General features: G+C 54.6%; 19 protein-coding genes and 5 tRNA genes. 5 read left to right on the forward strand and 19 right to left on the reverse strand.

Annotation, left to right across the window (positions count from 1 at the left end):
- Nucleotides 1-135 precede the first annotated feature (135 nt).
- A complete protein-coding gene (locus ABEA92_RS16040) occupies nucleotides 136-2,166 on the reverse strand; it encodes a S46 family peptidase (RefSeq protein ID WP_345684860.1) in 2,031 nt (676 codons plus the stop codon).
- 246 nt (nucleotides 2,167-2,412) lie between these two features.
- Between ABEA92_RS16040 and ABEA92_RS16045 the strand changes: the two genes are divergently transcribed.
- Entirely contained in the window at nucleotides 2,413-3,180 is a 768-nt protein-coding gene (locus tag ABEA92_RS16045) for a hypothetical protein (RefSeq protein WP_345684861.1), read from the forward strand.
- A 509-nt stretch (nucleotides 3,181-3,689) separates the two neighbouring features.
- On the opposite strand, the gene rplK is transcribed toward ABEA92_RS16045, so the two are convergent.
- The 10 genes from rplK to ABEA92_RS16095 all read right to left on the reverse strand — a co-directional run bounded on the left by rplK (nucleotide 3,690) and on the right by ABEA92_RS16095 (nucleotide 9,579).
- A complete protein-coding gene (gene rplK, locus ABEA92_RS16050) occupies nucleotides 3,690-4,115 on the reverse strand; it encodes a 50S ribosomal protein L11 (RefSeq protein WP_345684862.1) in 426 nt (141 codons plus the stop codon).
- 107 nt (nucleotides 4,116-4,222) lie between these two features.
- A complete protein-coding gene (gene nusG / locus ABEA92_RS16055; RefSeq protein WP_345684894.1) occupies nucleotides 4,223-4,885 on the reverse strand; it encodes a transcription termination/antitermination protein NusG in 663 nt (220 codons plus the stop codon).
- Between the two features lie 190 nt (nucleotides 4,886-5,075).
- Nucleotides 5,076-5,519 (reverse strand): preprotein translocase subunit SecE, encoded by a 444-nt coding sequence (gene secE / locus ABEA92_RS16060; protein WP_345684863.1) that lies wholly within the window; start codon nucleotides 5,517-5,519, stop codon nucleotides 5,076-5,078.
- A gap of 91 nt (nucleotides 5,520-5,610) precedes the next feature.
- A tRNA-Trp gene (locus ABEA92_RS16065) sits at nucleotides 5,611-5,682 on the reverse strand.
- Between the two features lie 247 nt (nucleotides 5,683-5,929).
- Nucleotides 5,930-7,126, reverse strand: coding sequence for an elongation factor Tu (gene tuf, locus ABEA92_RS16070; RefSeq protein ID WP_345684864.1), 1,197 nt, complete (start codon nucleotides 7,124-7,126; stop codon nucleotides 5,930-5,932).
- 624 nt (nucleotides 7,127-7,750) lie between these two features.
- A tRNA-Thr gene (locus ABEA92_RS16075) sits at nucleotides 7,751-7,822 on the reverse strand.
- Between the two features lie 87 nt (nucleotides 7,823-7,909).
- Nucleotides 7,910-7,980, reverse strand: a tRNA-Gly gene (locus ABEA92_RS16080).
- Between the two features lie 16 nt (nucleotides 7,981-7,996).
- Nucleotides 7,997-8,078, reverse strand: a tRNA-Tyr gene (locus ABEA92_RS16085).
- A 139-nt stretch (nucleotides 8,079-8,217) separates the two neighbouring features.
- A tRNA-Thr gene (locus ABEA92_RS16090) sits at nucleotides 8,218-8,290 on the reverse strand.
- A gap of 542 nt (nucleotides 8,291-8,832) precedes the next feature.
- Nucleotides 8,833-9,579, reverse strand: coding sequence for a class I SAM-dependent methyltransferase (locus ABEA92_RS16095; protein WP_345684865.1), 747 nt, complete (start codon nucleotides 9,577-9,579; stop codon nucleotides 8,833-8,835).
- Between the two features lie 248 nt (nucleotides 9,580-9,827).
- Between ABEA92_RS16095 and ABEA92_RS16100 the strand changes: the two genes are divergently transcribed.
- Both ABEA92_RS16100 and ABEA92_RS16105 read left to right on the forward strand, forming a co-directional pair.
- Nucleotides 9,828-11,609, forward strand: a complete 1,782-nt coding sequence (locus ABEA92_RS16100) for a DUF1553 domain-containing protein (protein ID WP_345684866.1) — start codon at nucleotides 9,828-9,830, stop codon at nucleotides 11,607-11,609.
- A 283-nt stretch (nucleotides 11,610-11,892) separates the two neighbouring features.
- Nucleotides 11,893-13,209 (forward strand): DUF1501 domain-containing protein, encoded by a 1,317-nt coding sequence (locus tag ABEA92_RS16105; RefSeq protein ID WP_345684867.1) that lies wholly within the window; start codon nucleotides 11,893-11,895, stop codon nucleotides 13,207-13,209.
- A gap of 329 nt (nucleotides 13,210-13,538) precedes the next feature.
- Here the strand turns inward: ABEA92_RS16105 and ABEA92_RS16110 are convergent, their stop codons facing one another.
- The 4 genes from ABEA92_RS16110 to ABEA92_RS16125 form a co-directional block, all read right to left on the reverse strand.
- Nucleotides 13,539-14,471, reverse strand: coding sequence for a hypothetical protein (locus ABEA92_RS16110; protein ID WP_345684868.1), 933 nt, complete (start codon nucleotides 14,469-14,471; stop codon nucleotides 13,539-13,541).
- Between the two features lie 82 nt (nucleotides 14,472-14,553).
- Entirely contained in the window at nucleotides 14,554-15,507 is a 954-nt protein-coding gene (locus ABEA92_RS16115) for a serine/threonine-protein phosphatase CPPED1 (RefSeq protein WP_345684869.1), read from the reverse strand.
- 128 nt (nucleotides 15,508-15,635) lie between these two features.
- A complete protein-coding gene (locus ABEA92_RS16120) occupies nucleotides 15,636-16,124 on the reverse strand; it encodes a hypothetical protein (protein WP_345684870.1) in 489 nt (162 codons plus the stop codon).
- Nucleotides 16,125-16,214: 90 nt separating this feature from the next.
- On the reverse strand, nucleotides 16,215-17,843 hold the full coding sequence (locus tag ABEA92_RS16125) for an AGE family epimerase/isomerase (protein ID WP_345684871.1): 1,629 nt from the start codon (nucleotides 17,841-17,843) through the stop codon (nucleotides 16,215-16,217).
- 728 nt (nucleotides 17,844-18,571) lie between these two features.
- On the opposite strand from ABEA92_RS16125, the gene ABEA92_RS16130 reads away from it, so the two are divergent.
- Entirely contained in the window at nucleotides 18,572-19,141 is a 570-nt protein-coding gene (locus ABEA92_RS16130) for an alpha-ketoglutarate-dependent dioxygenase AlkB family protein (RefSeq protein WP_345684872.1), read from the forward strand.
- A 23-nt stretch (nucleotides 19,142-19,164) separates the two neighbouring features.
- Complete coding sequence (locus ABEA92_RS16135) at nucleotides 19,165-19,572, forward strand: acyl-CoA thioesterase (RefSeq protein ID WP_339944351.1); 408 nt, start codon at nucleotides 19,165-19,167, stop codon at nucleotides 19,570-19,572.
- 85 nt (nucleotides 19,573-19,657) lie between these two features.
- On the opposite strand, the gene ABEA92_RS16140 is transcribed toward ABEA92_RS16135, so the two are convergent.
- The 4 genes from ABEA92_RS16140 to sbnA form a co-directional block, all read right to left on the reverse strand.
- Nucleotides 19,658-22,168: a methyl-accepting chemotaxis protein gene (locus ABEA92_RS16140; RefSeq protein ID WP_345684873.1), complete on the reverse strand. Its 2,511-nt coding sequence runs from the start codon at nucleotides 22,166-22,168 to the stop codon at nucleotides 19,658-19,660.
- A 347-nt stretch (nucleotides 22,169-22,515) separates the two neighbouring features.
- Nucleotides 22,516-24,045, reverse strand: a complete 1,530-nt coding sequence (locus tag ABEA92_RS16145; RefSeq protein ID WP_345684874.1) for a Y4yA family PLP-dependent enzyme — start codon at nucleotides 24,043-24,045, stop codon at nucleotides 22,516-22,518.
- The gene (locus ABEA92_RS16150; protein ID WP_345684875.1) at nucleotides 24,045-25,787 is read right to left on the reverse strand and encodes an FAD/NAD(P)-binding protein; all 1,743 of its coding nucleotides are present in this window, start codon (nucleotides 25,785-25,787) and stop codon (nucleotides 24,045-24,047) included. The genes ABEA92_RS16145 and ABEA92_RS16150 overlap by 1 nt, the downstream gene beginning before the upstream one ends.
- Nucleotides 25,784-26,809, reverse strand: a complete 1,026-nt coding sequence (gene sbnA / locus ABEA92_RS16155; protein ID WP_345684876.1) for a 2,3-diaminopropionate biosynthesis protein SbnA — start codon at nucleotides 26,807-26,809, stop codon at nucleotides 25,784-25,786. Before sbnA ends, ABEA92_RS16150 begins: the two co-directional genes overlap by 4 nt.
- Between the last annotated feature and the right edge of the window lie 62 nt (nucleotides 26,810-26,871).

The raw sequence follows: 26,871 nt of genomic DNA on the forward strand, positions 1-26,871 counted from the left end.
CCTAGTAAGTGGCCGGCTCCCCGTCGGTTGAGTGAGCAAAGACGAGGCAGGAGCCTGGCAAGCAGTGCGTTCCCAGGCAGGAGCCTGAGAACGAGCATCGACCATTTTTTTGCAACTTTCGCGGAGCAAAAGCGACTATTTGCCGATCGAATCGGCCAGCGACTGGGCGTTGTAGATCGAACGCAAGGCTTCGATAATCCCCACTCCCGAAACACTCACCGCTCGTGCCTGTTCGTCGCTGTAGAGATAATCGCTGGTCAAACTTTGGATATTGCCGTCAAAGATCAAGCCCACCAGTTCGCCATCGCGGTTGACAACCGGTGAACCACTATTGCCGCCAATGATGTCGGCGGTGCAAACAAAGTTCAGCTGTGTCTGCAAGTCAACCTCGCTCTTGGCGTTCATCCATGATTCGGGAAGATCGAAATCGTCCTGCCCTTTGTGAGCTTCGGCATGTTGGTAGGCTCCGGCGAAATTGGTGGTTGGATCGATGTGTTTGCCATCTTCGATGTAGCCTTTGACCGTCCCGAATGCCAAACGCAGCGTGAAGGTTGCGTCGGGGTAGCCGCCGGTCCCTTCAATTTGCGTGACCGCCTGGGTCACTTGCGCATAGGCTTGGCGTTCTCGCTCTTCGATTTGTTCGTTGCGTTCACGAATGCGGCGATATTCCGCTTCGAGCTTTCTTGCCAATTGAATCATCGGATCGTTTGACTCTTCGACAGCCTCGTTCCCTGCTTCGATCAATTGTTTACGAAACGCGACGTCAACAAGCTTCGTGCCTTCGATAAGTGCAGCAGCGCGTTCACGAGGTCCTTTGCCGTCCAGGATTTCTTGGATCAACGGATCATCGGCGCCACGCAGAACGGTCAAACGTGAAAGCTCGTCGGTCAGTTTGACTTGTTCGAGGTCTTCGTAGATGGGGGCCTCGCTCAGCAGCGATTGCAGCTTTGAGTCCCGCGATGCGTCGGTGAATTCATGTAGCCGTTGATCATTGGGTTTGAGGTCTTCGGCGGTGAGCAACACGATCTGCATTGCCGTGTCAAACAGCGTGCTTCGCAGGCTGACGGTTTGCTTCAGCATTTCACGTTTGTCGTCTTGGATCTCTGCAATTTCCGTCCACGCTGCCGCCAGTTCTTTGTTGGCCTGGTTGTCTTGCAGTTCACTTAGCAGTTTTTCTTCGCGGGCCTGTTTGGTAACAAAGGTTTGCGGATCTTGTAGGCCTGCCAACATCCCGGTGTAGGCTTTGCGAGCGTTTTGGATCCCAAACAATTCATCGCGTGCACGGCGAGCCTGTTCGGTGCCTTCGAGCCCAAACTGCTGCATTAGAATTTCTTTGCGGCGAAGGAAATCGAGCACGTAGGGTAATCGGTCGTCACGCAGGAATTTGAGAGCTGCGACCGTGAAAATACGCTGCGTGCGTCCCGGATTGCCGCTGACGAAAACCAGCTCGCCCTCTTGCAGTGGTTCCGAGCTCCATCGCAAGAAGTTGTCGAGTTTCGCAGGTTTGCCGTCCTCATAAACCCGCATGATTGTGGCGTCGAGATTATAGCGTGGGTATTCAAAATTGTCCGCGTCGCCGCCAAAGAAGGCCGCTTTCGTTTCCGGCGCCCAGACGAGACGAACGTCGGTGTATTTTTTGTAGCGGTACAGGTGGTACTTGGCTCCGCCAAACAGCGTCACCACGTCACTTCGCAATCCGGTCTTTTCGAACGATTCTTCTTCGATCGTCGAGATCACACCACGTCGTTGTTTTAGAGCATCGTCGCTGGATGCGCCGGGCTTGACGGCATCGTTGACCCGTTGGGTCACGTCCTCGATCGACACCAGTTGATTCAGTTCCAGATCGGGTGCCTTCAATTCTTGATCGAGTGTCTTGGCCAAATAGCCGTCTTCGATCAGGTTCAATTCAGGGGTGCTAAGTTTGTGCAGCGTATCACTGGCGACGTGATGGTTGGTTAGCACCAAGCCGTCGCTTGAGATAAACGATCCCGATCCTCCGCTGTTGAATCGCACCGACGACAAACGAAGGTGGTCCGCCCATTGCGAATCGGGCTCAAAATTGTGTTTCTGTTTCAGCGTTTCAACGGGCAAATCATTGAACAAGTACATGCCTTCGTCGCCATACGACGCGACGGGCAGCGAAAGTGAGGTGGTCAACAAAAACATGAGCAAGGCTATTCGGCTTCGGATTTTCATGTCTAGGATTTTTCGGTGGGGTTGAGGAGCGTTCGAAAGGGAACTCACGCGTTTGTCTATCTTAGCAACATCCACCGCGGCGATTGAGAACCCAAGACGCAGCAATCCCAGGGAATTTCTACGTTGCATTGTGCGGATTCATCTTCCCCCACTTCGAAATTTTTCGTAGCTAACAGAGGTTGAGATCGAATCACACCGGACCCAAGGAAATTGGTTATGCAAGCGAATATTGTCTGCATCAAGTGGGGGACAAAGTATGGCAGCGAGTATGTCAATCGCTTGCTTCACGGCATTAAAAAACACTTGAACCTGCCGTTCCGATTTCTCTGTTTGACCGAAAATTCCGAGGGGATCGACCCGCAGGTCGAGATCCACCCGCTGCCAGTCACGCCGTTTGACGAGAACGCCTTTGATGCTCGCAAAGGAGGCGAGACGTGGCGTAAAGTCGGCTTGTTTCAGCCTGGCTTGGCGGGACTCGAGGGCGACACGCTGTTCCTCGATCTCGATGTGGTTTTGACTGGCCCGCTTGATGATTTCTTTACGTTCGAGCCCGGCAAATTTTGTGTAATCCACGATTGGCTCGAGAAGCGTCGCGCTTGGATCCCCGGACGGGATGGCAAAGTCGGCAATACGTCGGTGTTTCGCTTTCATCCCGAGCGTCACTTGCGAGTCTACCAGCACTTTTGCGATCATCAGGCCGAGGTACTGCAGTCGTTCCGTATTGAACAGCAATACGTCAGCCGAACGCTTTTGGATGATCTGGCGTTTTGGCCCGAGCAGTGGGTGTGCAGCTTCAAACGCAGTTGTCGTCCGTTGTTCCCAATGAACCTGATTCGCGAGCCTTATCAGCCGTCCGAAATGCGTGTGTTGGCATTTCACGGTTATCCGCTGCCGGACCAAGCGATTGCGGGGTATCAGGCAAGTGTGTTCAAGTCGACGCGGCCAGCGACGTGGTTAACCGCGCATTGGAAAGACGCCGCCTAGGTTCGAGCTTTCCCGTAGCGAAACTCGTGAACGGCTTGTTGTTTTATTCGTACGATGGACTTCCTAGTCCGTCGAATGCGCCATTGACGCACTAGAAAGTTCATCATACACCCCTTGCCGCAGGAAACTTCATTAAATCAACAAGCCGTGAACGGCTCGTCGGTTTAGTCGTACGACGGACTTCCTCGTCCGTCCAATACATCATTGATGGCCTAGGAAGTCCAACATACGACCCCTGCCGCAGGAAACTTCACTAAATCAACAAACCGTGAAGCGTTTCCTCGTCGGACATTGATGAACGAAAGTCTTCGCGACTGCCGCTGCGATCAAAGGGAACGCGTTGGCTCGCAGTAGGGCCGATTTTGACCGATTTCTGACCGGCACGCACCAAACGAATTTAGCTCCGTCCATTTGATTGGCGGAGCTAAAATCGGATTGAAGTAATGATTGGCTCGCATGACCGAAACTCTTGGCGAGTTTCGCGACGCGAAGCACGACGAGGCCTTCTTTTAGCCTTCGACGTTCAAGCCCATGCTGCGAGCGGTGCCTTGGATCATCAACGCAGCTTGTTCGATGCTACGAGCGTTCAAGTCGGCCATCTTCTTTTGCGCGATCTCTTCGCATTGAGCGGCGGTCACGGTGCCGACCTTGTCGCGGTTAGGAACTCCGCTGCCCTTGGCGATACCAGCGGCAGCTTTCAGCAGCGAAGCGGCTGGAGGGCTCTTGGTGATGAATTCGAAGCTACGGTCGTTGTAGACGGTAACAACCACGGGGATCGGAGTGCCCGCGTACTCTTTGGTTCGGTCGTTGAAAGCTTGGACGAATTGACCAAGGTTCACACCAAATTTACCAAGCGAGGTACCGACAGGAGGAGCGGGGGTAGCTTGACCGCCAGGAACTTGGAACTTCGCGACCCCGGTTACTTGTTTAGCCATTTTTCAGTGATCAGTTAAGATTGTTCAGTGGAGGAATATTTTCAAAAGGTTTGGGAAGGCGATCGATGTCGCTGCGTCGACAGGTGACAATCGATACATCATGCCATTTATAAAGCTTCGACTTGCCAGTGATCGAGTTCCATTGGGACACTGCGACCAAAGATGTTGATGATGACGGTGATGCGTCCGTTTGCTTCATCGACGCTATCGACGTCACCTTCCTGGTTTTCGAAGTTACCTTCCTTGACCCTCACACGATCGCCAACCTTAAACGGAATCGCCGTTTTGATTGGGGTCTCGTCTTCGTCATCGTCTTTGGGTTTGTTGATGAATCGTTCGATGTCCGAGGGTTCCATCGGCATCGGTTTGCCAGCGGCTCCGGTGAAGTCGCTAATGCCCGCGGTTTCGCGAACCAAGAACCAGGTGTCATCATTGATGATCATATTGACCATGATGTAGCCCGGCAGCAGTTTTCGCTTGGTGACGCGGCGTTTTCCGTCACGGGTGAACGTGGCAACGTCTTCGGTGGGAACGACAATGTCACCGAACTCTTCGGTCATGCCTTCCATCTTGACGCGTTTCCGCAGCGCTTCGGCGATCGAATCTTCGCGATTGAAAGCGACCTTCAAGATGTACCAATCCATCTTGGCTTCGCCATCATCGACTTTGTCGACCTTGGGAGCGATTTGTTTTTTTGGCGGTGGCGGTGCGGGAGCTGCTGATTCTTCGCCGCTGGCCGAATCGTCTACGGAAGTTTCATTGGTATCCAAATCGAGCTGATCTGCGGCGAGTTGTTCCGAATCAGCCGGAGCGCCGGCTTGCGTGTCTTCTGGCAAATCGCCTTGGTCGTCTGTCGTATCAGCTGAGTTCACGGGTATCACCGAAAGCGGTATTTAAAGTAATTCTTCGAAGGGCGTCTCGTTTTCATAAAGCTGGAATGAAACCAGTGACGCCGAGGGTTTAGCTAGTCACGCCAAGGAAATTAAAGATGAACTGCCAAACCACGTCGAACAAAAAGAGAGCCACTGCGAGAAAGAAGATCGTGAAGATCACCACGACCGATGCGCGGATCAATTCGTCCTTCGCCGGCCAAGTCACCTTGTTCATCTCGGCTTCGACTGCGATCAAGAAATCGGCAAACTGAGGCCAGTTGACCAAGCGATAACCGATCCACACGCCAATCGCCAACGCGACCATGGGAATCGCAGGAATCAGCATCGAGCCGGCGGGCAAAAAGCCTCGCAGGGTGGCGTACAGGCTCCAACATCCCAGAGCAACCACGACCCAGATCGCCAATGCTGTCAATTGACGAACGATTCGCCCTTGGTTTGGTTTGTAAACCTTGGCGTGAAATAGTTCGCTAGTCAGTGGGGCGTTGTTCGTCCCTGCAATGTCTCGAGACACTGTCGGCTCCTAAAAATGATCTTTCGACCCATGAAAGCTGCGAATCCTTTGCAGCCGACTCAAGAGGCCAAGTTATCTGTGTGAATAAAAGCAGGGGCGGAGGGACTCGAACTCTCAACCGCTGGTTTTGGAAACCAGTGCTCTGCCATTGAGCTACACCCCTGTGAAAACCAATTGCGTTTCACACGTCTGTTATCGCCGATAACCCTGATTCAGGGCAATCCCAACACGGATCAACCGTAGCGACACCGCAGATTAACGAATTCGTCTTCAAAAGCCAATGGCCAACGAAGGTAGAAAACCTCGCTGGCCATTGGTTGATTTTTCAAATTGGTGATTTGTTCTGCGTTGCTGCCGAAGGATCAGCAGCCATTTGAACGATATCTACCAATTGGAACACAAGGCCGTGTTTACGATACGATCTTGGTTACAACCCCGGAGCCAACGGTACGTCCGCCTTCGCGAATTGCGAAACGAACACCGTCGTCCATTGCGATTGGCTTGTGCAATTCGACTTCGACCTTGACGTTGTCACCAGGCATGCACATTTCGGCGTCAACCAAGTTTGCGGTGCCGGTCACGTCGGTGGTACGGAAGTAGAACTGAGGACGGTAACCGCTGAAGAACGGGGTGTGGCGTCCGCCTTCTTCCTTGCTCAAGCAGTAAACTTCTGCTTCGAACTTGGTGTGAGGGGTGATGCTGCCTGGCTTTGCCAAACATTGACCACGTTGGATGTCTTCACGCTTAACACCACGGAGCAAGCAACCGACGTTGTCTCCGGCTCGGCCTTCGCCCATTTCCTTGCGGAACATTTCGACGCCGGTGCAGGTGGTTTTAACAGGGGTGTCCGAAAGACCGACGATCGATACTTCTTCACCAACCTTAACCACACCACGCTCGATACGGCCGGTAGCAACCGTACCACGACCTTCGATCGAGAAGACGTCTTCGATTGCCATCAAGAATGGCTTGTCGTCTTCACGAACAGGTTCTGGAATGAACTCGTCCAACGCGTTCATCAACTCAGTGATGCACTTGCTGGCTTCAGGGTCCGATGGGTTGTTGTATGCAGGAAGCGACGAACCGCGAACGACAGGAACGTCGTCGCCGGGGAAGCCGTACTTGCTGAGCAAGTCGCGAGCTTCGAGTTCGACGAGTTCAAGCAATTCTTCGTCGTCGACCAAGTCACACTTGTTCAGATAAACAACGATGTAAGGAACACCTACTTGGCGAGCCAAGAGAACGTGTTCTTTGGTTTGTGGCATCGGGCCGTCTGCTGCCGATACAACCAAGATCGCACCGTCCATTTGGGCGGCACCGGTGATCATGTTCTTAACAAAGTCAGCGTGGCCCGGGCAATCGATGTGGGCGTAGTGACGCTTGTCCGACTCGTACTCAACGTGAGCGACCGCAATCGTCACGGTTTTGGTAGCGTCACGAACGGTACCGCCCTTGGCGATATCCGAGTAACCCTTTGCCTTTGCCAGACCCTTAGCAGCTTGGACGGCCAAGATTGCGCCAGTCGTGGTCGTTTTGCCATGGTCAATGTGGCCAATCGTGCCGACGTTGACGTGGGGCTTTGTACGTTGAAAAGTTTCCTTAGCCATTTTTCTAAATCACCTACACTCGACCATTGCGAAAACTGGTAAGGGGATACGCCCCCAATCAGCCCGGAAATCCAACGACCGCGTTCACACCCACGGTAGCTCGCCAAAATTCCGGCCGCTCGGCCACTCGATCAACAATAGAATTGAAACGAAATCAAAAAATCGTTTGCGTCCCACCGCGGGACGCGTATTGTGCTGCTGCTATTGACGTTAACGCAATTTGACCCAGCCAGCGATCTCAGTTGATGTCGCCGTCATGCACTCGGTTTGCCGGGGCGAATTCGCCTAGAAACCTGCGTGACGAACATCATTGAGACGCGGAGCTCGATCTCATCAACGCTTCCAGCAAGACCGCCGGTAGCCAACTTGCCTAAGTTGTTGCGAAAAGTGCGATAATTTGCAATTGCCCCGCTGCGAAAATCGAGCATTCGTTGGCTCTTTTTTCGCGAGGAACCGCCAGCGACCCAAAATGTCGCCCCTAAAGCACTCTCGCCATCTCTACTTATTTGATGCCAAACCCGAAGGTTCGGTTTGCTAACAAAGTACTCCGGCGGTTGCGTTGGTCCCACCCTGGACGGCATTCGGTGCTCGAAAGCCATGTCCCAGGGAAGTCGCACTCACCAAAGCTGCTGATGGGATTTGAACCCATGACCTCATCCTTACCAAGGAGGCGCTCTACCACTGAGCTACAGCAGCGACTCAAAAGGAATTTCAGACCAAAAGCCCAAAGTCCATCCGAACACGTTCTTAAGTCGACTCTTAAGTAAACGCCGAGAACGTAAGAGCGGGTGAAGGGAATCGAACCCTCGTATTCAGCTTGGAAGGCTGCTGCTCTACCATTGAGCTACACCCGCGATGAAACGTTTGAAATGGGGGCTACAGGATTCGAACCTGTGTAGACATAGTCAGCGGATTTACAATCCGCCCCCTTTAACCACTCGGGCAAACCCCCCTGTTCCTTTGTCAGCACATTTGGGCTGTGCCAGCAATCGTTTCTCGTTTCGTTTAAATCGTGTTCTCTGCTTGAGTCGTATCCTCTATTTCACCATCGTTTTTTTCGTACTTGCTGTCGCTAATTTCAAAGCGACGTAAGCCAGCGGAGGGATTCGAACCCACGACCGGCTGATTACAAATCAGCTGCTCTGCCAACTGAGCTACGCTGGCAAACTTGTCGGACCTCATTATTCAAAAATTCGAGCGTTTGTTAACGGCAGCGAACGCTTTGAACACGTCAGAAAAATGGAATTTTCATTTCCCTGTCGCTCGGTCTTCGAGTCAACCTTTTCACTTTCAGAAGGGCAGAGTGTAGCGATCCAGCGATATGGGGCAAGACGGAAAGTGCCCCACCAGCGTTGAAACACAAGGATTCTGACGATTTTTTTAATTTTGAGCAACCCAATCTGCCGTGAACCGCATTTCGACTGTCTTTAGGACACGCATTTTGGGGCTCGGTTCGCCCTCGGAATCACGCGGCGAACCAGACAAACGTCTCCGCAAATTGCTCAAACACCACCGCGAAAAAAGGGCTTGAATGTCCTTGTTCGGCATTTCGTTTCGCGATCGGCACCTCTTTTGAACAAATTTGGGCGATTTAAATTCCAAAATTCGGTTCCACACCGCCAACGCTGCGAAGCGACCGCCACCGCGTCGAAAAGCTTGGCGAAAGCTAGGCGAAAGCTAGGCGGCATGGACTCAGCGACATGGACTCAGCGGCGAGGGAACATCGCGGGTTGACCGTACCAGGGTGGATGCGCTCCGGCACGCGTCGCCAATAAAATGGCTTTGCCATGAAGATGCTCGGGCCCGTGCGTGTAATCCCACTCGAGGCATTCTTCGTAACGCAGGATCCGCAGCCGGCTTCGCGCAGCCACCGCCCAGCTGGCTAATTGATTGGGAGGAAAATAGTTGATCACTGCCCCCGCAGTTTCGCTCACCGGCGCATCGCTTTCTCGGCCAGGCGATTGGTCACTGCCCGGGTCTTCGGTCGTGTGCACCTGGACATACAAAATCCCCGTCTCGGTCAGCGACTTGGCCATCCGGTCCCATAACAACATCGCATCGCGGAGTGGGATGTGGTCGAGCACGGTGGTGGCGACGATCGCGTCGTACGTGTTCTCAGGCATCAGCACTTCGCGGACATCGACCGCCAACGTCTGCACTTTTCCTGCGGTTTGAGCCGATTTGGCTCGCTGTTCGATTCGCTGCAGCCCGCGATGACTTAAATCGACCGCCAACACGTCGTACCCTGCCTTGGCAAGCGCGATCGTGTCGCGTCCTGCGCCGGCTCCTAAATCGAGCGCCTTGCCGCTGCGAGGAACCTGTTGCAGGTACGCCGCGAGCGCCGCCGAGGGTTGCTCGCCGTAAGCAATTTGTTCGCGATCGTACGGTTCAAAGAACGGATCGCAAGTGTCGTCCGCAATCGAATGACGCGGCGGTGATGGAGGAATGTCCATGAAAGCAAGCTTTTTTCGTGATCCGACACCATCGACGATTGCCGCCAGGCCGGGAATGTTCTGAATTCCAATACATTAATATGTAGAACCTAAAGTCGGTCTTTTCGCCGATCAAAACAACCCCATGCCGAGATTGCCGTTTTATTATGGATGATTGGCAAGATTGGTCTTAATGCGACGAATAACGTCACGGCGCTGCCACTTTTCTCTGTCCATCATCGGATACGAACACCAACGAGCGAACACCAATGAAATGGGCCTTGATGACGATCGTCCGCTACGGTTGGTTTGGACTGTTGGTCCTACTGGCGTTTGGCTACCTCGCGGCGGGGCTTTCCGATCGATCAAAAACGTCGCAACTTGATTCGGTTGCAAATACTAATTTTAGCGCGGCCGCGAGCGAAGACAAAAACAGGGCGGCTGGCGAACTGGATCCAGCACCGACCGAACCGGCACGATCGAAGTCCGGCCGTTTCAATCAAGCGACCCGTGTCGATACCGCGTCCGCCGAGCATGATTCCTTGTACGAGTCGATGGCGGCGATCGAGTCCAGTCTCGAAGCTGGATGGGACGAAGCGGGAGTCGAGCGAGCCGACGATGCCGATTGGTTGACGATTTGTCGCCGGATGTCGTTGGCGTTGGTGGGAAGCGGGTTGTCGCTTGAAGAAATTCGGCGACTCGAAGCGTTGCCGGAATCCGAGCGTGAGCATGCTCATCTTGAATCGCTGTTGGTGGATTCACGATTCCATCAGTATTGGGCAGAACGCTGGGCACGATTCTATGTCGGCGCCGACCAGGGACCGTTTCTGGTTTACCGCCGCCGCCGATTTCGAACGTGGCTGAGCGACCAATTCATGCAAAACACTCGCTACGACCAGATCGTTCGGCGATTGGTGACCGCCGAGGGGCTGTGGACCGACCGGCCCGAAGTCAATTTTTTGACCGTCACGTTCGACAGCAACGATGGGCAACCCGATCCGGTCCGTTTGGCCGCCCGAACCTCGCGAGCGTTTCTCGGTTTGCGAATCGATTGTTTGCAATGCCACAACGACTTTCTTGGGAACGTCAGCCTGGGAAGTGCCGACTCGCCGCGTGAGGGAATGCAGTCCGACTTTCATCAATTGGCGGCTTTTTTCACCAGCGCTAAAACCAATGGGCTACAAGGAGTTCAAGAAAACAAGGCCAACTATCGTTACCAGTACTTGGACGCCGATGACGAAGTCGAAGTGAATCCGAGTGTGCCCTATCAACCCGAGCTGCTGCCCGCCGACGGTTCGCCACGTCATCGCTTGGCGGCATGGATCACCCATCCAGAAAATCGTCAGGCCGCGCGATCGACGGTCAGCCATGTATGGGCATTGTTGTTTGGTCGCAGTGCCACCGATGCCGTGGACAATCTGCCGCTGGACGAAGAAGCACCCGCAGTGATCGAAGCCCTAACCGATGAGTTCATTGCTCATCAATTTGATCTTCGCGACTTGATCCGGATGATCGTTCGCAGTTCGGCGTTTCGTGTCTCCAGTCGTGCAGCGTTCGAAGTAACCGATGCGCACGAGGACGCTGGAGCCGTGTTCCCGTTGACGCGGTTGCGTCCCGAGCAGATGGCGGCGTGCATCATTCAAAGTTCCCGAATCAAGAAGATCGATCGTGATTCGTCACTGCTTGTTCAGCTCGACAAATTCGGCAGCACCAACGATTTTGTGCGGCGCTACGGCGATCAAGGTGAGGATGAATTTACCAACGACAGCGTCACGATCTCGCAGCGATTGGTGATGCTCAACGGCGAGATGTTACGTAAAGCGATTGGCGATAATCCGGTGCTGAACGCAACGAACCATATTGCTCGGTTTGCGAAGACGGATGCCCAGGCGATCGAGACGACGTATTTGGCCGTGTTAAATCGCCGCCCTACCCCAGTGGAACAAGAGCATTTTGTGGCCAGACTCAATGAGAGTGAAAATCGCCATGCGGGAATCGAGGATTTGTATTGGGTGTTGCTCAACACTACCGAGTTGGCGTGGAACCACTGATTCGCGAGGTCAAAGTACAAAGCCAGGACGGATCAACACCGTAGCGGAAGTCGTCAAGACTTTCGTTGCGCAGGGGGATAGTCGTAGCGGAAGTCGCGGGCGGCTTGTTGATTTAGTCGTACGATGGACTTCCTAGTCCGTCGAATACACCATTGACGGACTAGAAAGTCCATCATACACCCCTTTGCCTTACAAACCGAAACTCACTCCCGTACTTCCGTTGTTCCACAGGGAAGTGTTTACGCAGCATCCGTGAAAGCGGTTGTAAATTGAAAGACCAATCATGAATTTCATTGCACCGGATCGGCTCTGTAGCCGCCAGGCTCACTTCTCTCGTCGTACGCTGCTGGGGGCGGGCGTAAGCGGAATGTTTTTGTCCCAACTCGCCCATGCGCTGGCGATGGCCGATGAATTAGGAGTGACCGACCCGGCGCGTCCCCTGAGCGTGATTTTATTGTGGTTAGAGGGAGGCCCAAGCCAGCTGGAAACTTTTGATCCACATCCGGGGACATCGATTGGTGGCGAGACCAAGGCGATCAAGACGTCGGCGGCGGGGATTCAAATCGCCGATACATTGCCACAGCTCGCCGAGCAGATGCATCTAGCATCGCTGGTGCGAAGCGTGACCGGAAAAGAAGGCGATCATCAACGTGCGGTCTATAACGTGAAGACCGGTTTTCGACCTGATCCGACACTGATTCATCCATCGATCGGCGCGGTGCTGTGTGAGTCTGATCCAGGCGATTCGGACATCCCACGCCACATCTCGATCTTGCCCGGCGGGGCTCCGGCGCGAGGCGGCTATCTGGGGGGCGCCTACGACGCGTTCAAAATTGGCGATCCCGCTGGCCCGGTGCCGGATGTTCGCCGCTCGGTGAAACAAGACCGCTACGACAAACGGATCGATGACCTCTACAGCGTGGTTGAAAAAGAGTTTCGGCGTGGCCGGATCGCGGAACTCGAAACGAAACGCACGTTGCATGTGACGGCGACCGATGCGGCGCTGCGGATGATGTCGAGCGAGCAGTTGTCGGCATTCGATGTGTCCGAAGAATCGCAGACCACACTCGCCGCGTTCGGCGACACGCCGTTTGGACGCGGATGTTTAGCGGCAAGTCGCTTGATCGAAGCGGGCGCACGCTGTGTCGAAGTCACGCTCGGCGGATGGGATTCTCATATCAACAATCACTCGTTGCAGTCGTCAGCGTGCGAGACGCTGGATCCAGCGATCGCCTCGCTGTTGGTTCGGCTTCGCGATCGTGATTTGCTTGAAAACACATTGGTGGTTTGCGGAGGCGAATTCGGACGCACTCCGACAATCAATCCCGCCGGCGGTCGTGATCATTGGCCGCACGGCTTTTCGACGCTGTTAGCTGGCTGTGGGATTCGCCGAGGGCATGTGTTTGGCGAGACATCGCCGACACCAAAACTGGATTCCAAAAATCCGACCCAGGATGTCGCCGACGTGACCACGGTTGCCGACCTGCATGCAACGATCCTGGCGGCACTGGGCGTCCCGTTCGCCGAAGAGGTCTACACGCCGATTGGCCGCCCCATGAAACGAAGCGAAGGCACGCCAATCCGTTCCCTGCTGGCCTAGTCAGATAACGTCACTTTTCGAACGATTCCAACCCGACGCGTTCATGTTGACGTTGTGATATTGCCGATTTCCCCAGCAAATCCTAACCCGAAGCGTCAGCGAGGGACCGAGTTAGGGGGGGGGGCCCTCGCTGACGCTTCGGGTGGTGAAGTGAAGCGTCCTTTCACCAGAGTGGCGCTGTCCCGGCTGAACAACGATTGATCTGATTCGCTGCAGCCTCTGGGATCAGATTACTGGGGTTCGAAGTTCTTTCGAATGACGTGTTATCTCTTTTAAGATTTGCGTGAACTCAATGAACGCAGACAGCTCGGAGAGCTGAGCGACATTAGTCAGGGCTTATTCAATGGGCCAATGTATTGTTTGGCAATGACGACATTGTCGAAATAAACGATGTTCACGCGTTGTTTCGTCCAGCGATCAGTCACGTAACTTTCCAGCGTCAGTGCGTTAGCCATCAACGTGGGAGTGGTTCGCCATTGGATGCCGCGCCAATGGCCGCGAAGTTCACCGTCGATCCAGTAAGCTTGCTCGCCGTCGTCCTGCCCCGGTGTATTGTGCTGGATCATGAATTCGACACAGATCCATTTGTCACGCTCGATGTTGGGTTGCGTTTTGGGGCGGAAACCGTTGCCCCAGTACCTGCCGTCCGGACTGGGCTGCATCGTATGCCAATAGCTGTAGAAATTCCATTGTCCCGGCGGAGTCCACTTTCCCCAGTTCCCCCACGGTTCAATGGCCGTCGAAAATCGCTCATCGCCATCGGGCAATTCGCCCGCTCCGCCAAACCCACTCCAACGGTCGCCACCCTGAAGTGACTTGTTTGCCCGCAGCGTGCAGAAGTGATGTACGTAATCGCAGTCTTTGTCGAACTTTGTGTAGAAACGGATAAACAAACGATCGGAGGATTCAAACCATTTCGTGAATCCACCGCCATTATTCTGGCCGAGCGTCGCGGTTACTTTCAGCGATCGTCGGCCCAGCATCGGACGCTTGGATGCCGGATCGACGAAGCTCAGAACGTTGCCGGCGCGATCGTTCGTCTCGTCCCACTTTGCCCCCAATTCTCCGGCTTCAAAATCATCGGTAAAGATCATCGCGGCATGTTGGTTTAGTTGCGAGTCACTGGCGAACTTGGCTGCCAATCCATCGCCGGACGGAAGGTCGCTGTTGTCAACCAGCTTGATCACCGAAGCGGTTTGAGCCATTCCCTGTAGCGGCAGAAAGAGCCCTGAGAGTGTGATGACCCACAGGATGGTTGGCACCGAAATCCATGTACGAGAAAGGATCAAGATGAGCTCCGCGGATGAGGAAAACAAAGACAGGGCGTTTCTCTGTTTTTCAAATTTAGTCATTCGATTGGTCTGCAGGCAGGTTGATTTTCTCGGGCACGTCGTCCATTGCCCAGTATTGATGTTGGATCTTCGTTTCATCCACGATCACAATGCGAAAACCGGATGAGTCTTTGCCAAGCGGGCGACCCACCGGACCGGTAGTGATCATTTCCATTGCACCGGCGCGACCATAAGCGTTGCGGTGGTAATGGCCCGCGAAAACGGCTCGCACGTCTGCCTGTTTGAGTTGTTGTAACAGTGGCGTTCGCCGCTCCAGCGGGATGTTGAAGTATTGATCCGGCTCCTCTTCTTGTTCAAGAAAAAATGGATGATGCTGAAACAACAGGATGTGTTTCGGCTTCGTGGTCTTGGCATCTTGAAGTTGCTGATCGAGCCAAGCTTGCTGCGCCGTCAGCACTTCAGCGGCACCGCTGGGATCTTTCAGGACGCTCGAATTCAGGACGATGTTGTAAACGCCTCCAACCCAGAAAGAAAAATAGTCGTCCCCAAAGTTTCCTTGATAGCTGGCGATCGATTCCTGCGTTGGTCGATTGCCGACGTCGTGGTTGCCGCATACACAGACGAGCGGGATTTCGGCGTCTACCTTGGAAAAGTCGTGATGAAACTGAGAAACCTGAGATTGATAGTGAGGCTGGTTCGGTGTGGCATTCGTCAGATCACCACAGACGATCACGAATCGAGGGCGAAGCCGGTTGATATGTTTGACTGCTTGTTGAACCAGAGCTACTTCCTGCTCGAACCCCTTGTTTCCAGTGAACATGCCGTACTGAGTGTCGGCAAGTTGCATGAAGAAAAAGGGGCGTTGCCACGTCTGTTCTTGCTGTGGATCGAAGGCCTTGAATGTTCGATTGGCCGCCAGTGTGAAACGTGTATTTACCTCACTTGCAGGCTCGTCCGCAACGGTGGCGTTGGCCATTATCGCCATCGTTGCGACAGAAATCAGCATGGATGTTAAGTAGGTTTTCAATCGCATTGTGTTCGTCAATTCCAATGAGCTGGAGGTTCGATCGTGGTTGGACGCAGCGTACGCAATGGCACTTCATGGCCGCAGATCGTCTCGTCGCTGGCAACCCACTATAACGGCTGCGTCCCGTGGCAAGTGAGATGGTGATTTGTCTCTATTTCTTTTCGATTATAGCGAGCGAGTAGCGTTCGCCGATTTACGAAAGTTTCGTCAAACTCTTTTCGCTCGAGATACTCGAGTGTATCGGCAGAAAAAATCTCGATCGAGTTTTTTAGAGGCGATTTAGGCCAATTCGAATTGGCGCAATATAGCCGCCCTTCGACCACGATACCGCTATTGAGGTGGATAACGGGCGAACCGTCGGGAGCGGTCCATTTCGCCAGCGGACGCGAACTGCCTTTCTCGTAACGGCCAATCGTGCGATTGGAGATCGCGTAAAACGACGACGCATCAACGGCAACCGCTCGATGTGCCTCGGGCACCGAGACTCGATGAAGTTGGCGAAACGTTATCTCCGACGCGGTGCCGAGGGGCGATGCTATAAACAAAACGGTGACTAAGATCACCACGGCGGAGGATTGCAAACGTCGGAGATTCATTGGAGTGTGTTCGTGAGGGTGAGGTCGATCTGAGAAAGCGAGGACGCCCGCGCAAGTTTACTCAAGCCGGCGTTAGGAATCTGGCTCTTTTTATTTGCCATGGGAGGGATTCAAAGCGGCCTTTTTGTGTTCAAGTTCCATCAAAACCTTGGCGGGAAAGACGACGCTGTTAAGCCAGAAGTTCATCTTCGGATAGGGAGTGAAGAAGGTGGGATAGTCGCCGTCGTGAACTTGTTGTACCGCGGGGAAGGTGTTGGCCAGCGATTCTGCCTTTAGTCGATACATCGTATCGCCAGTCGATTCGTAGGCCTGCCAGTAAGTTGCGATCATCACGGCCGCCGACCGCCCCACCGGATTCCAGAATACGTACTGTTCCTGGACCGAAGGCGTGATCCAATTTGCAGACGAAAAACCTGGGTTTTTGCGTTCACGTGGAAGAGGCTTTTCCCAGATCACAAACTGATCTTCGGCAAAACGGATCAACTCTTCAGCGAGTTCCTGATTTTCCTTGTTTCGCAGCAGATACATTGCCAACTCACAGGCTTGCTCGCGACTTTGATTGACGTATGGAGCGCGTGGGACGATGTCTTCAAACTGGCCCTGCCAATTAAAACTCTTGACCGGGTTCTCCATGATGTAATGTAACGCCCGTTGTTTGACTTCCTCGAGTCCTTCGACTTGATAGTCGCGTTGGAGACGATCGATGTAGTTGACCACGGCGGTGGGAATTGAAATCAGTTCGCTGACCGATTCTCCGTCTTTGAACCGAACCAGCAGCGGCCACGTCCCTTGTTCATTTTGAGTCGTCCGATAAGTCTCGGCGATCTGAGTGGCGGCGGCCAAGTATTTGTCTTCACCGGTCAGTTCGTAGACCTCCAGGAATGCATTGCCTGCGTCGACTCCCATCGTCGTCAGATGATTGGCCAGCCGCATGTGCTTTTTCTTGACCTTCTTGATGTGAGGCCCGTGGTAGGTGGGGACATGATGCTGCCACTTGCTGCCCTCGGGGAAACGAATCTGCAGCATGTAGTCGGCTATCACGCGTGCGAGTTCCGTCGAACGCCGTGCCTCTTCGCTGCCTGCGGTCAAGCGAGCTTGGGTGACCGCACCGATCAGCAGGGCGCCGTGTATCTTTGACGGATACTGGTACAAGACGTATTGGGGATCCGATTCGCGATGGAGGAGCCAGTAGTTGACGTAATCCTTGTGCAGCAGTTTTCGTAATGCCAACGACGCACTCTTATCAAGCGCTAGTACCGGGGGCTCGTGATAGGGACCATTAAATGGAGCCGCACGATAGGCTGACCGCGTTCCTGCGATCCCCAGCTTCGTACCGTCCTTTGCAATGCCCGTCACGGTCAATGTGAACTCGCCAACGGGAACCTGAGTCCAAATGGGGCCGAGATCGGCAAACGGCTCTGCCGCATCAAAGTGTAACGGAGTCCTCACCGCATCGGACGTGAGCTCGAAACGGTAGTGGGTAGCGTTGGGGACGCGTTTGAAATCAAAGGCTGGGGCGTAGATAAACCGCTTCGCATGCTCGTTCCAAAATGGAACTTGACCAGGAATCCCTTTGCGAACTGGGTTAGCGGATGCTTCCCAGGCGACGCGGCCGGCGGCCGTTAGCGTGGACGGATGCGTTTGCCCATTGGATCCTGGTGAGAGGGTTACCAGCAGGGCAAGCGAAACCAGGAAACGAGGAGGGACTAACGAATGCATGGCAAACACCTGCAGCAGAGGGGGATTCGGCCGATCCATGATTTTGCCGCATTGCAAACACGTGATCGATTGCGGTGGGATGGGGATGGCGAGCCGGTAAGGTCGAAGGGGAGACGTCAGCTTATCAAGCTCGAAGAGAGGCGTCCAATTTTAAGCCTCGCGAGACCGCCGCAGGGTATTTGCAGTCAGCCCTGCTAGAGTGGTGTGAAGCATTTCGTAGCGGAACTCGTCAAGAGTTTCGGGGGGCATACACGATGGAACGAAAGTCTTGACGGCTTGTTGCTTTAATCCATACGCAAATTGTAACATTGAGCCGTGGGTCGTAAGGCACCGGTTCGTGCGTGAGACCCGGCCGCTGACGCGTCGCGGCTCATAAAACAACAAGCCGTTGACGGCTTGTTGATTCAGTGAAGTTTCCTGCGGCAACGGGTGTATGATGGACTTCCTAGTCCGTCAATGGTGGATTCGACGGACTAGGAAGTCCATTGTACGACTAAAGCAACAAGCCGTTGACGAATTCCGCTACGAAATGCTTTGACAGCGTTACTTGCTAGAGTGGTGTGAAGCGTTTAGAGACAGCAATTTGCGGCATTTGCGTTTCGTGGCTATGCTCGCCAGAGCGTGGATGGTTGCCAGCCAATACGATTCACCACCTTCTGGCGAAGGTAGCTACGAGAAAATTCTTCACAGCGTAACCTGCGGGTGTCAAGTTGGTCTAAAGGATTGCAATGGAAACGATCGAATTAGCCGACGGCGGGACGCTGATGTACGAGCACGCCTTTATTCCGCCAAGCGTGGCAGATCGCTATTTTGTCGCCTTGCGTGATGAATGTGTTTGGGAGCAAAAGCCCGCACTTTTCGGACACATGCAGCCTCGTTTGACCGCCTCTTACGGCGAAGCCGGAATCGTGTATCGTTACTCAGGTCTGGATAATGTGGCGCTGCCGTGGACCGACACGATGCTCGAGATCAAACAGCAGCTCGAAGCGGTTCAGGGCAAGTACAATTATTGTCTGCTGAATCGCTATCGCGACGGCGCTGACAGCATGGGGTGGCATGCCGATGACGAGCCAGAGATGGGTGACGTGATCGGATCGATCTCGTTCGGGGCGACGCGAACATTTCGGATCCGGCACAATCAGAGCAAAGAAACGATGTCCTTTCCCGCCGGGCATGGCACGTTAATCATCATGGCCGGCGCGATGCAGCAGTTTTGGAAACACCATATTCCCAAAACTGCGGTGAAAGTCGGCGAGCGAATCAACATGACGTTCCGTCACATCAAAACGAATCATTGACCGAAACGAAAAAGGAACCTCGAGTGGCAAACCCTCCCTCGGACGAACGATACTTGGCGCTTAAAGCGGTCATGATGCCTCGTGACACCAACCCACACGGCACCATCTTTGGGGGCGTGATCCTCAGCTACATCGATCAAGCGGGTGCAGTCGGTGCCTACCACGAAATTCGCCAATGGGGGACCGATCGAAAACCGATGGTGACGGTCGGAATGAAAAGCGTCGAGTTTCATCGACCCGTGTTTGTTGGCGATGTGCTCAGCTTTTGGACTCACTTGGTTCGCGAAGGCAAAACGTCGATCACAATCCATGTCGAAGTGCAAGCCGAACGCGAAGGCCAGCTCGAGAAATTGACCGAGGCCGAGGTCACTTACGTGGCGATCGAATCGGCGGGCGAGCAGCGACGACCGGTGCGGATTCGAGATAAGTAGTCCGTTAAATCCCTATGGAAACAAAAAAAGCGAAGGCGGATTCGATCGAACCCGCCTTCGCCTGTCATTTTGCTAATCGAGATGCTTAGCCGCCGATCACGCCGTTAAGCACATCCTGAACCGCGTTTCCGCCGCCGGTCGCTCCTTGCGTGGCGTTATTGATGCCCTGTTGGATCGCAGGTGCAGCCGATTCGGTAGCATTGCGAAGGGCTCGTCCTGGATTCGCGTTGCCGCCACGATTGGGCAGAAGATTGCCGGGTGCGTTGCCTGGAATATTGCCCGGCACATTGCCCCTTAGGTTGCCAGGTAGATTGCCCGGCACGTTATTGGGCGTGTTACCCCGTAGGTTGCCAGGCACGTTGTTTGGCCCGTTGTTTGGCACGTTGCCCGGTACGTTGCCCGGCACGTTGTTGGGGCGATTGCCACGCGAGTTATCCAGGCGTGGTCGTTCCGGAATCGCGCGGTCGGTACTGCGACGAAGTTGCGAAGGCCAATTCTCAGGCCGCTGGGGACGCAGGGCCTCGAGTCGTTCAGTTTGACGAGTTGCCTCGTCACTTCGACGTCGCAGTTCATCGCGAACACGATCACCTGCGCCGGTGCCATCGGTGGCGCGATCCATCCGCTCACGAATCGATTCGGCTGTGTCGCGAGCTTCGCGGTTCGCGGCATCGCGACCTTGTTCGATGCGGTCACGCGTGGGTTCACTCATCTCACCAGCTCCTTCGATGTTATCGCGAGCTCCTTCGGCTCGGTCACGGGCTCCTTCGACTCGGTCACGGGCCCCTTCGACTCGGTCACGGGCACGCTCACTCATCTCACGGGCTGCTTCGGCAGTGTCACGTGTCCGTCCATTCGTTTCGCGGGCTGCTTCGGCAGTATCACGTGCCCCTTCGACTCGGTCGCGAACGCCTTCGGCAGTGTTCCGTGCCTGCTCAGCAGCATCACGAGTCTGTCCAGCAGCATCACGGGCCTGTTCGGAAGCGTTGCGGGCTCGATCTTGTGCAGTGTTCGCTGCATTGTTTGCCGTCTCGCGAGCGCGATCCATGGCTGTGTTGCCTTGTTGGTTCCGCTCTGCGTCATTTTGCTGTGATGGGGTGTCGGAGTTCCCACCGCCGAGCAAGTCATTTGCGGCGTTACTGAGGTCCGAGGCGGCCGAGGACTCGTCGCGATCGCGGCCTGGCAGTCGCAAGCTTCCACGGGCATCCGCATTCGCTTGGGCATTGGCGTTGCTATTGTTGCCGTCGACGTTTGCGTCGGTATTGACCGAAGCATCCGCATTGGCAGAGGAGCCTTCGAGATTCAGACGGTCACGGCTGAGTTCTCGTAGCGGGTCAAGCGACTGACGAATACGGTCAATCTCGTTGTTATCGATTCGTCGCAGATTCAGATCCGAATTTTGGTTATTCGCCAGAACGTCGAGCGATTCGCCGAGCGAGGTCAGACGCAGTACAGTGGAATCGATCTCCGTATTTTGATTCGATCGCAGGAAATTGCGTTGATCGGCAATCGTGCGTGCAGGGCGATAGCGATCGTTTCTAGCAAATACCTGGTATTGGTTGGTGATCCAGCCCAACAGGTTGTTGCTGCCACCACGTCCGTTGCGGTTGTGGAAACTGGCATAAAACGGATCGTAGTACTGGTAGCCTTGGTAGCGTGTTGCCCATGGGTAATAGTTGTTCGAATATCGCGATCCGTAGTAGTCACCAAAGTAGTAATGGCGGTGACTTGGGCGGACGAACAGATGGACGAACAAGCCAACGCTCGTATCGATCGTGTAGCGTGGTCGATACGAATAGCCTGCGTTTCGGTAGACCGGTTGCGAGTAGTAGACCGGAGTAAACAAGACGCCGCGATGGGCAACATCATGGTCCCAGTAACCGGCTTGGTAAACGCATCCGCGTGGCGTCCAAACGTATTGTGCGGGGACCCAGACCCAGTCGGCATGGGCTGCGGACCAGAATCCTGGTTGCCACTGGTAGTCGTTGTTTTCGTAGACCCAGTTGCCTGGGACGTAGAAGTGGTCTTCGCCGGGTGCGGGAGACGAAGGGCCTTGTTCGAGCGATTTAGGAGGTTCGGGCAAGTACTGGACTTCCGACACATCGTTGCTGGTCCAGAACCCTCCGATGTAACGGTATCCATCGTTCGCGCGGTCCCAATAACCAGGAACCCATTGTTGACCAGGCGGCAGGTCACGCCACACGCCACTGACCCAAATGAAATCTTCGCGTTCGTCGTCCCAAGACCAATAACCTGGGATCCAGGTCACATTTTTACCATCCGGCCGATACTCTGGCGGCATTTCGTCGATCGGTTCGGGTGGTTGCTGTTGCACCACTGGACTCGGTTCCGGGTTCGCGTCGTACGGTTCGGCGAAGGCTTCGTGCAAAGGGCCACGTGTCAAATATTCGACGCCTTCGGCTTGGTCGTCCAATGAACGATCCGACGTTTGTTCGTTCGTGGTTGAACGATTGTCAATCACTTCAGAACGTGGATTGGGGGGCTGCGAAAACGCTGTATTGGCCATCGCAAGCGGAACGATCAAACCCGTTGCCGACGCCGTGATCCGCCAATAGCGGCTCAGTTTTGTGTATCTCATGCTGCATCCGTCACTGTTTTAGAGAGGGGGAATTGGGTCCGCCATTACAAGTTGCAAAACCCAGTCATCATGGGCGGATTTACGATGCAAAGCCTGTGCCCGCGCGGGGGCAGGCAATCTGTTGGCATGCAATGAATGCATTTAGAAACGGACGTGCTCACGCCCAACGTCACCAGCGGTGCAAAACAACCCCTGACGTAGTGGATCTTGCTAAAGATCCCACCCACGACTGGAAGCACGCGATATCATTTTCTCGTGGCTACGTTCGCCAGAAGGTGGTGATTCGTGTTGACCGGCAACCGTCCACGCTCTGGTGAGCGTAGCTGCTAATAACCCTCGCCACACCGCTACAAGACGGACGTTTGCTCAGCGTCGATTTTGTCCAGCATCCATGGCGTTTGCGAACGCGAGTCGTAGACAAGGTTTTTGGCAAGCGGAAATTGATGCGAACGACTTTCTAGAAAGTGCATCAAATAGCCGGCTGTGTTAGGGAACGCGACCAAGTCGCCTCGACGGATTCCCGCGGGGAATCGCAGTTTACGCAAGCAAATCAGCTCGGACTCGGTACAGTAGGCGCCGACCAAAAAGCCTTCCATCGGCTCGGTTTTGTGCTCATTGGGGCGACCGTCTTCCGAATAGTCGGTCTGGGGAATCACGATCGGGTCGACTAAAAAATCATCGCTGCTGGTTCGGCACTGAGTCCGGTTCATCGACAATCCGATCAACCAATCACCCTCCGCATTTTGTTTGCGAAACTCAACTCGGGCAATCGTCATCCCACAGCCATCCAAGATGCTGCGTCCTGGTTCGCAGCGAAGTTGCAGGTTGTGGTCACGGACTTGGTCCGCAACCGTGCTGTCGGCAACCGGCGAATCCAAAATCTGGGCCAACCAAGCGGAACGCGTGGGCGTTTGGTAGTAGGGATAGCTGTTCGGTTGACCAACGATCTTGTCATCCACCGCCATCAAACCGAGGCCATGCCCTCGATAGGTCAACGGCGGTCGCTGCTGCAGTAACCCGCGACGATGCTCGTTCCAAAATGTTTCCCACTGCTCGCCGCTGGACAGGTAGCTGATCGGAAACCCACCACCGATGTCGAGGAATTCAATTGGATGCCCCTGTTGCCTTAACGGTGGCACGACCGCCAATGACTGAGCGATCGCGGAGACGCGTTGCTGTCCGCAATAACCGTCAAGATGGAAATGCAAACCGGTGACGCGAGCATGGTCGGCCGCGATTCCTTTGGCAAACGACTCGCAGTGCTCGATGTCGACACCAAACCGCGAGTGCAATTTGTTGCCACCATGAATAAATCCGCTCAACCGAATCGCAACGAAAGCAGGTTTCGCTAGCTTCTTGGCGGTGTGGGTGATCAACGACAACTCGTCGTCGTTGTCGATCGTCAGTGTGATTTCATTGCGAACGCAAACCTCGACTAGGTTCGCGTTCTTTATTGCCGCAGTGCAGATGATGTCGTTTGAGGTGATACCGGATTGGAGTGTTTGCTCAAGCTCATTCAGACTGGCGACGTCAATTCCTGAGCCCGCCAGCGGTGCGGCGTTGACGAACGTCAAGCACTTGTTCGCTTTGCGGGCAAAGAAAACGCGGAAGTCCAACGATCGTGCCTCCGCGACTGCATTCAGTTCTCGAACGTTGCCCAGCATCGGGTCTGCAGTCACCACGTTTAGCGGCGATCCATATTGCTGCAGCAGCGATCCCAACGCGGGATCATGCAGCAGCGAATTCATCCACGGTTCGCGTCGAGCGGTCAACGGTGTGACCCCGACACAGCCGCGATCAAGTGAACCGGATGACGGTAGTTGTCGTCGGACGTCAGCACTCAAATCGACGGTCGTTCCATTTGGCGACCCCGTCATCAAGCTGCCGTCCTTGATCTCGATCGGACCAGACTTTCGGTCCAGCGATCCAGATGAGTGTGAAGGGTGCGGCTGAGCGTGTCGTTGCCGAGCACACTGCCTTCGGTGACCCGGCCAAACACGGCGATGCCTGGCAATGCTTTGCTGTTTCGCTGTACCAGCCGGCCAGAATCGTTGACACACAGCCCGGTATTGTTGTGATGCACGAATGCATCGCTGGCCAATCGATCGAGAATGCCTCCTTGTTCATTCTGATGCGGACCCGGAATGGTGGCGTCAATGATGCGGTCGACTTCGATCACACGGTGACCACACTGCAGCGTTTTGCGGCCATCTGCGTCGCGATTCGGGGTTCCATCGGCGAGAAAACGCAAGTCGATCAATCCAGCATCGTAAATGGCCAAAATGCGGCCGATATTTTCCGCTGGCGGACCAAAGGCAATGCGTTCCATCTCAGTAGCAATTCGCTGGAACCCGTCGACGCTCTCGGCGGCGAGTCCACCTTGGCTGACCAGTTCCACCAGCGCGGGGTAGAGTTGACGCCACGCCAACCCCAATGCCCAGGCTTCGTCGACGGGTTTGCGGTCGGTCGCAACGTCGTAGGAGTGTCGCAATTGGGCGATGACTTCCTTGTCCACCACTCGCCAACGCGACCAGTCACGGAACCATTGGCGGACGTTAAACCGTTCCACCTCTGGCCGAAGCTTGTGCAGGGCGTCGGTGGCTGCGTTGATGATGATCGGCCAAGCATCGCTGCGAAAATTCGGCTTCTCATTTTCATCTTCGCTGGTGCGAGTGAGTTTGGCGGTAGAAGCGAGAATCCGCAGCTGTTTGGTATAGCGATTCCAGATCGGAGCCAATTGCTGTTGGTGGATGTCAGCCGATTTCGGCAACATCGGTCGTCCCGAACGCGAAAACGGCACGATTGCTTTGGGTTCGAGGCCCGATCGTTGATAGCTCCAGCGGCCATCGACCTCTGTAAACTTGCCACCGCGACCTTCGGTCAATGAAAGGGCGGCATCGATCCACGTCAATCCGAAACCTCGAATCGCGACCACCGAATCCGCTGGCACCGCGTCGGTCGACAGTCGTGTTTCGGTTGGGAACACGCATGGGATATCGGCGATCACGTCACCAATGCGATACGATTCGGCCGATCGCCATCCCTCATGTCCCACCGCTAAAACCACTTCGTCGTAAGTCGCGTCGTCATCCGCTGTGCTCAAGATCCAGCGGTCGTCGGCGTATTCGATATCAACGACTTTCGCCGGATACAGATTGACTGTGGCCAGCGGCCGCAACCGTTTGAGGACTTGCTGAAAACAGTCGTGCAAATATTCACCCACGATGGCTCGCGGTGCATAGCCGTCGGGCTCGGACCACTGTGGACGATTGCGTTTAGCCCACTCGAGAAACGACATCGAGATGACGTTGTGACTCGATACAGGGTGATTGCGCTGGTCGGGATGCCGTGTATCAATCTGACGGCTGGTGAAATTCATTCTTAGATGTTCCGGTTGGCGTGGATCGTAGACCATGCCTGCGCCGGGATAAGCCGCTGGTTCGTAGATGTCAATCTGAACGGGACCGTTAAGTTTTTGTTGTTCGATCGCATGCGTGAGACGCTCGAGACAATACATTCCCCGTGGTCCACAACCCACAATGGCCAATCGAAACGTCGAGTCCACCGACGAATCTGCTGACGTTGTAAAACGTTCGCTTGATTTAAATCCAATGCTCATGACATCACCGCCTTTTTCTCCGTTGCGTTTGTGATTCCCGCCAATTGGCGAAGGGCATCAGGGCCACAGTCAAGTTCGTTTGCGACCCAATCATCATTAAAAATGGTTTCTAAGTAGCGTGTTCCTGAATCGTGCAGGATTGCGACGCATGTTTTGTGTTCGAGTTGGTGTTGCATTCGACGCACTGTTTCGAGAACGCCGCCTGCCGATCCGCCCACCAACAAGGCTTCGCGGTCCGCCATCCGTCGACATCCGACGACGCAGTCGAGGTCGCGAACGCGAGCGACGTGGTCAAAGGTTTGGTTGCGTGCCAGCGGGGGCACCCGGCCGGCGCCGAGTCCAGGGATCTGCCGCGGTCCGGCGGTGCCGCCAAACAGAACGCTGCCTTCCGAGTCGACTGCCACAACCTTGGTCGAGCGATTCATCGAACGTAGATAATTGCGACATCCTTGCGCCGCGCCGGTGCTACTGGTAGCGACAAAAAGATAGTCCAATTCTCCATCAAGAGCTTGATCGATCTCGCGGATGGTGCCGTTGCAATGGGAGGACGGATTGGCGGGGTTGGAGTACTGGTTGGGCCAATAGGAATTGGCCGTGGTTTCGAGCAAGTAGCAAACGCGAGCCAGACGAGCGGATAGAAAGTCGCCTTCCAGTGGTTGGTCCACCTGATCAATCTCGGCCCCCAACGCTTTCATGATCGCGATATTCTGTGATTGGGCTCGAGGATCGACGACACAGATAAACCGCATTCCATAGTAGCGACACACCTGCGCCAACCCAATTCCCATGTTGCCCGACGAGGATTCGATGATCGTCGTGTTGGCATCGATTTCACCTCGGTCGATGGCTTGTCGGATCATCTCATGGGCTGGTCGATCCTTGGCGCTGCCGCCTGGATTGCCGGATTCAAGCTTGGCGAACAATTTGACGTTGGGGGTGTCCAAGTAGCGATTCAGTTGAATCAATGGCGTATTGCCAATCGCATCAAGCACATTTTTAGCAGGTTTAACAACCGGATACACGAATGGACACTCCAGGGGGCGGCTGGCACTTTGCCAACCTGCTTTTTCGCAGACGGCCATTT

The organism is Novipirellula caenicola, from assembly GCF_039545035.1.
GTDB classification, from domain to species: Bacteria; Planctomycetota; Planctomycetia; order Pirellulales; family Pirellulaceae; genus Novipirellula; species Novipirellula caenicola.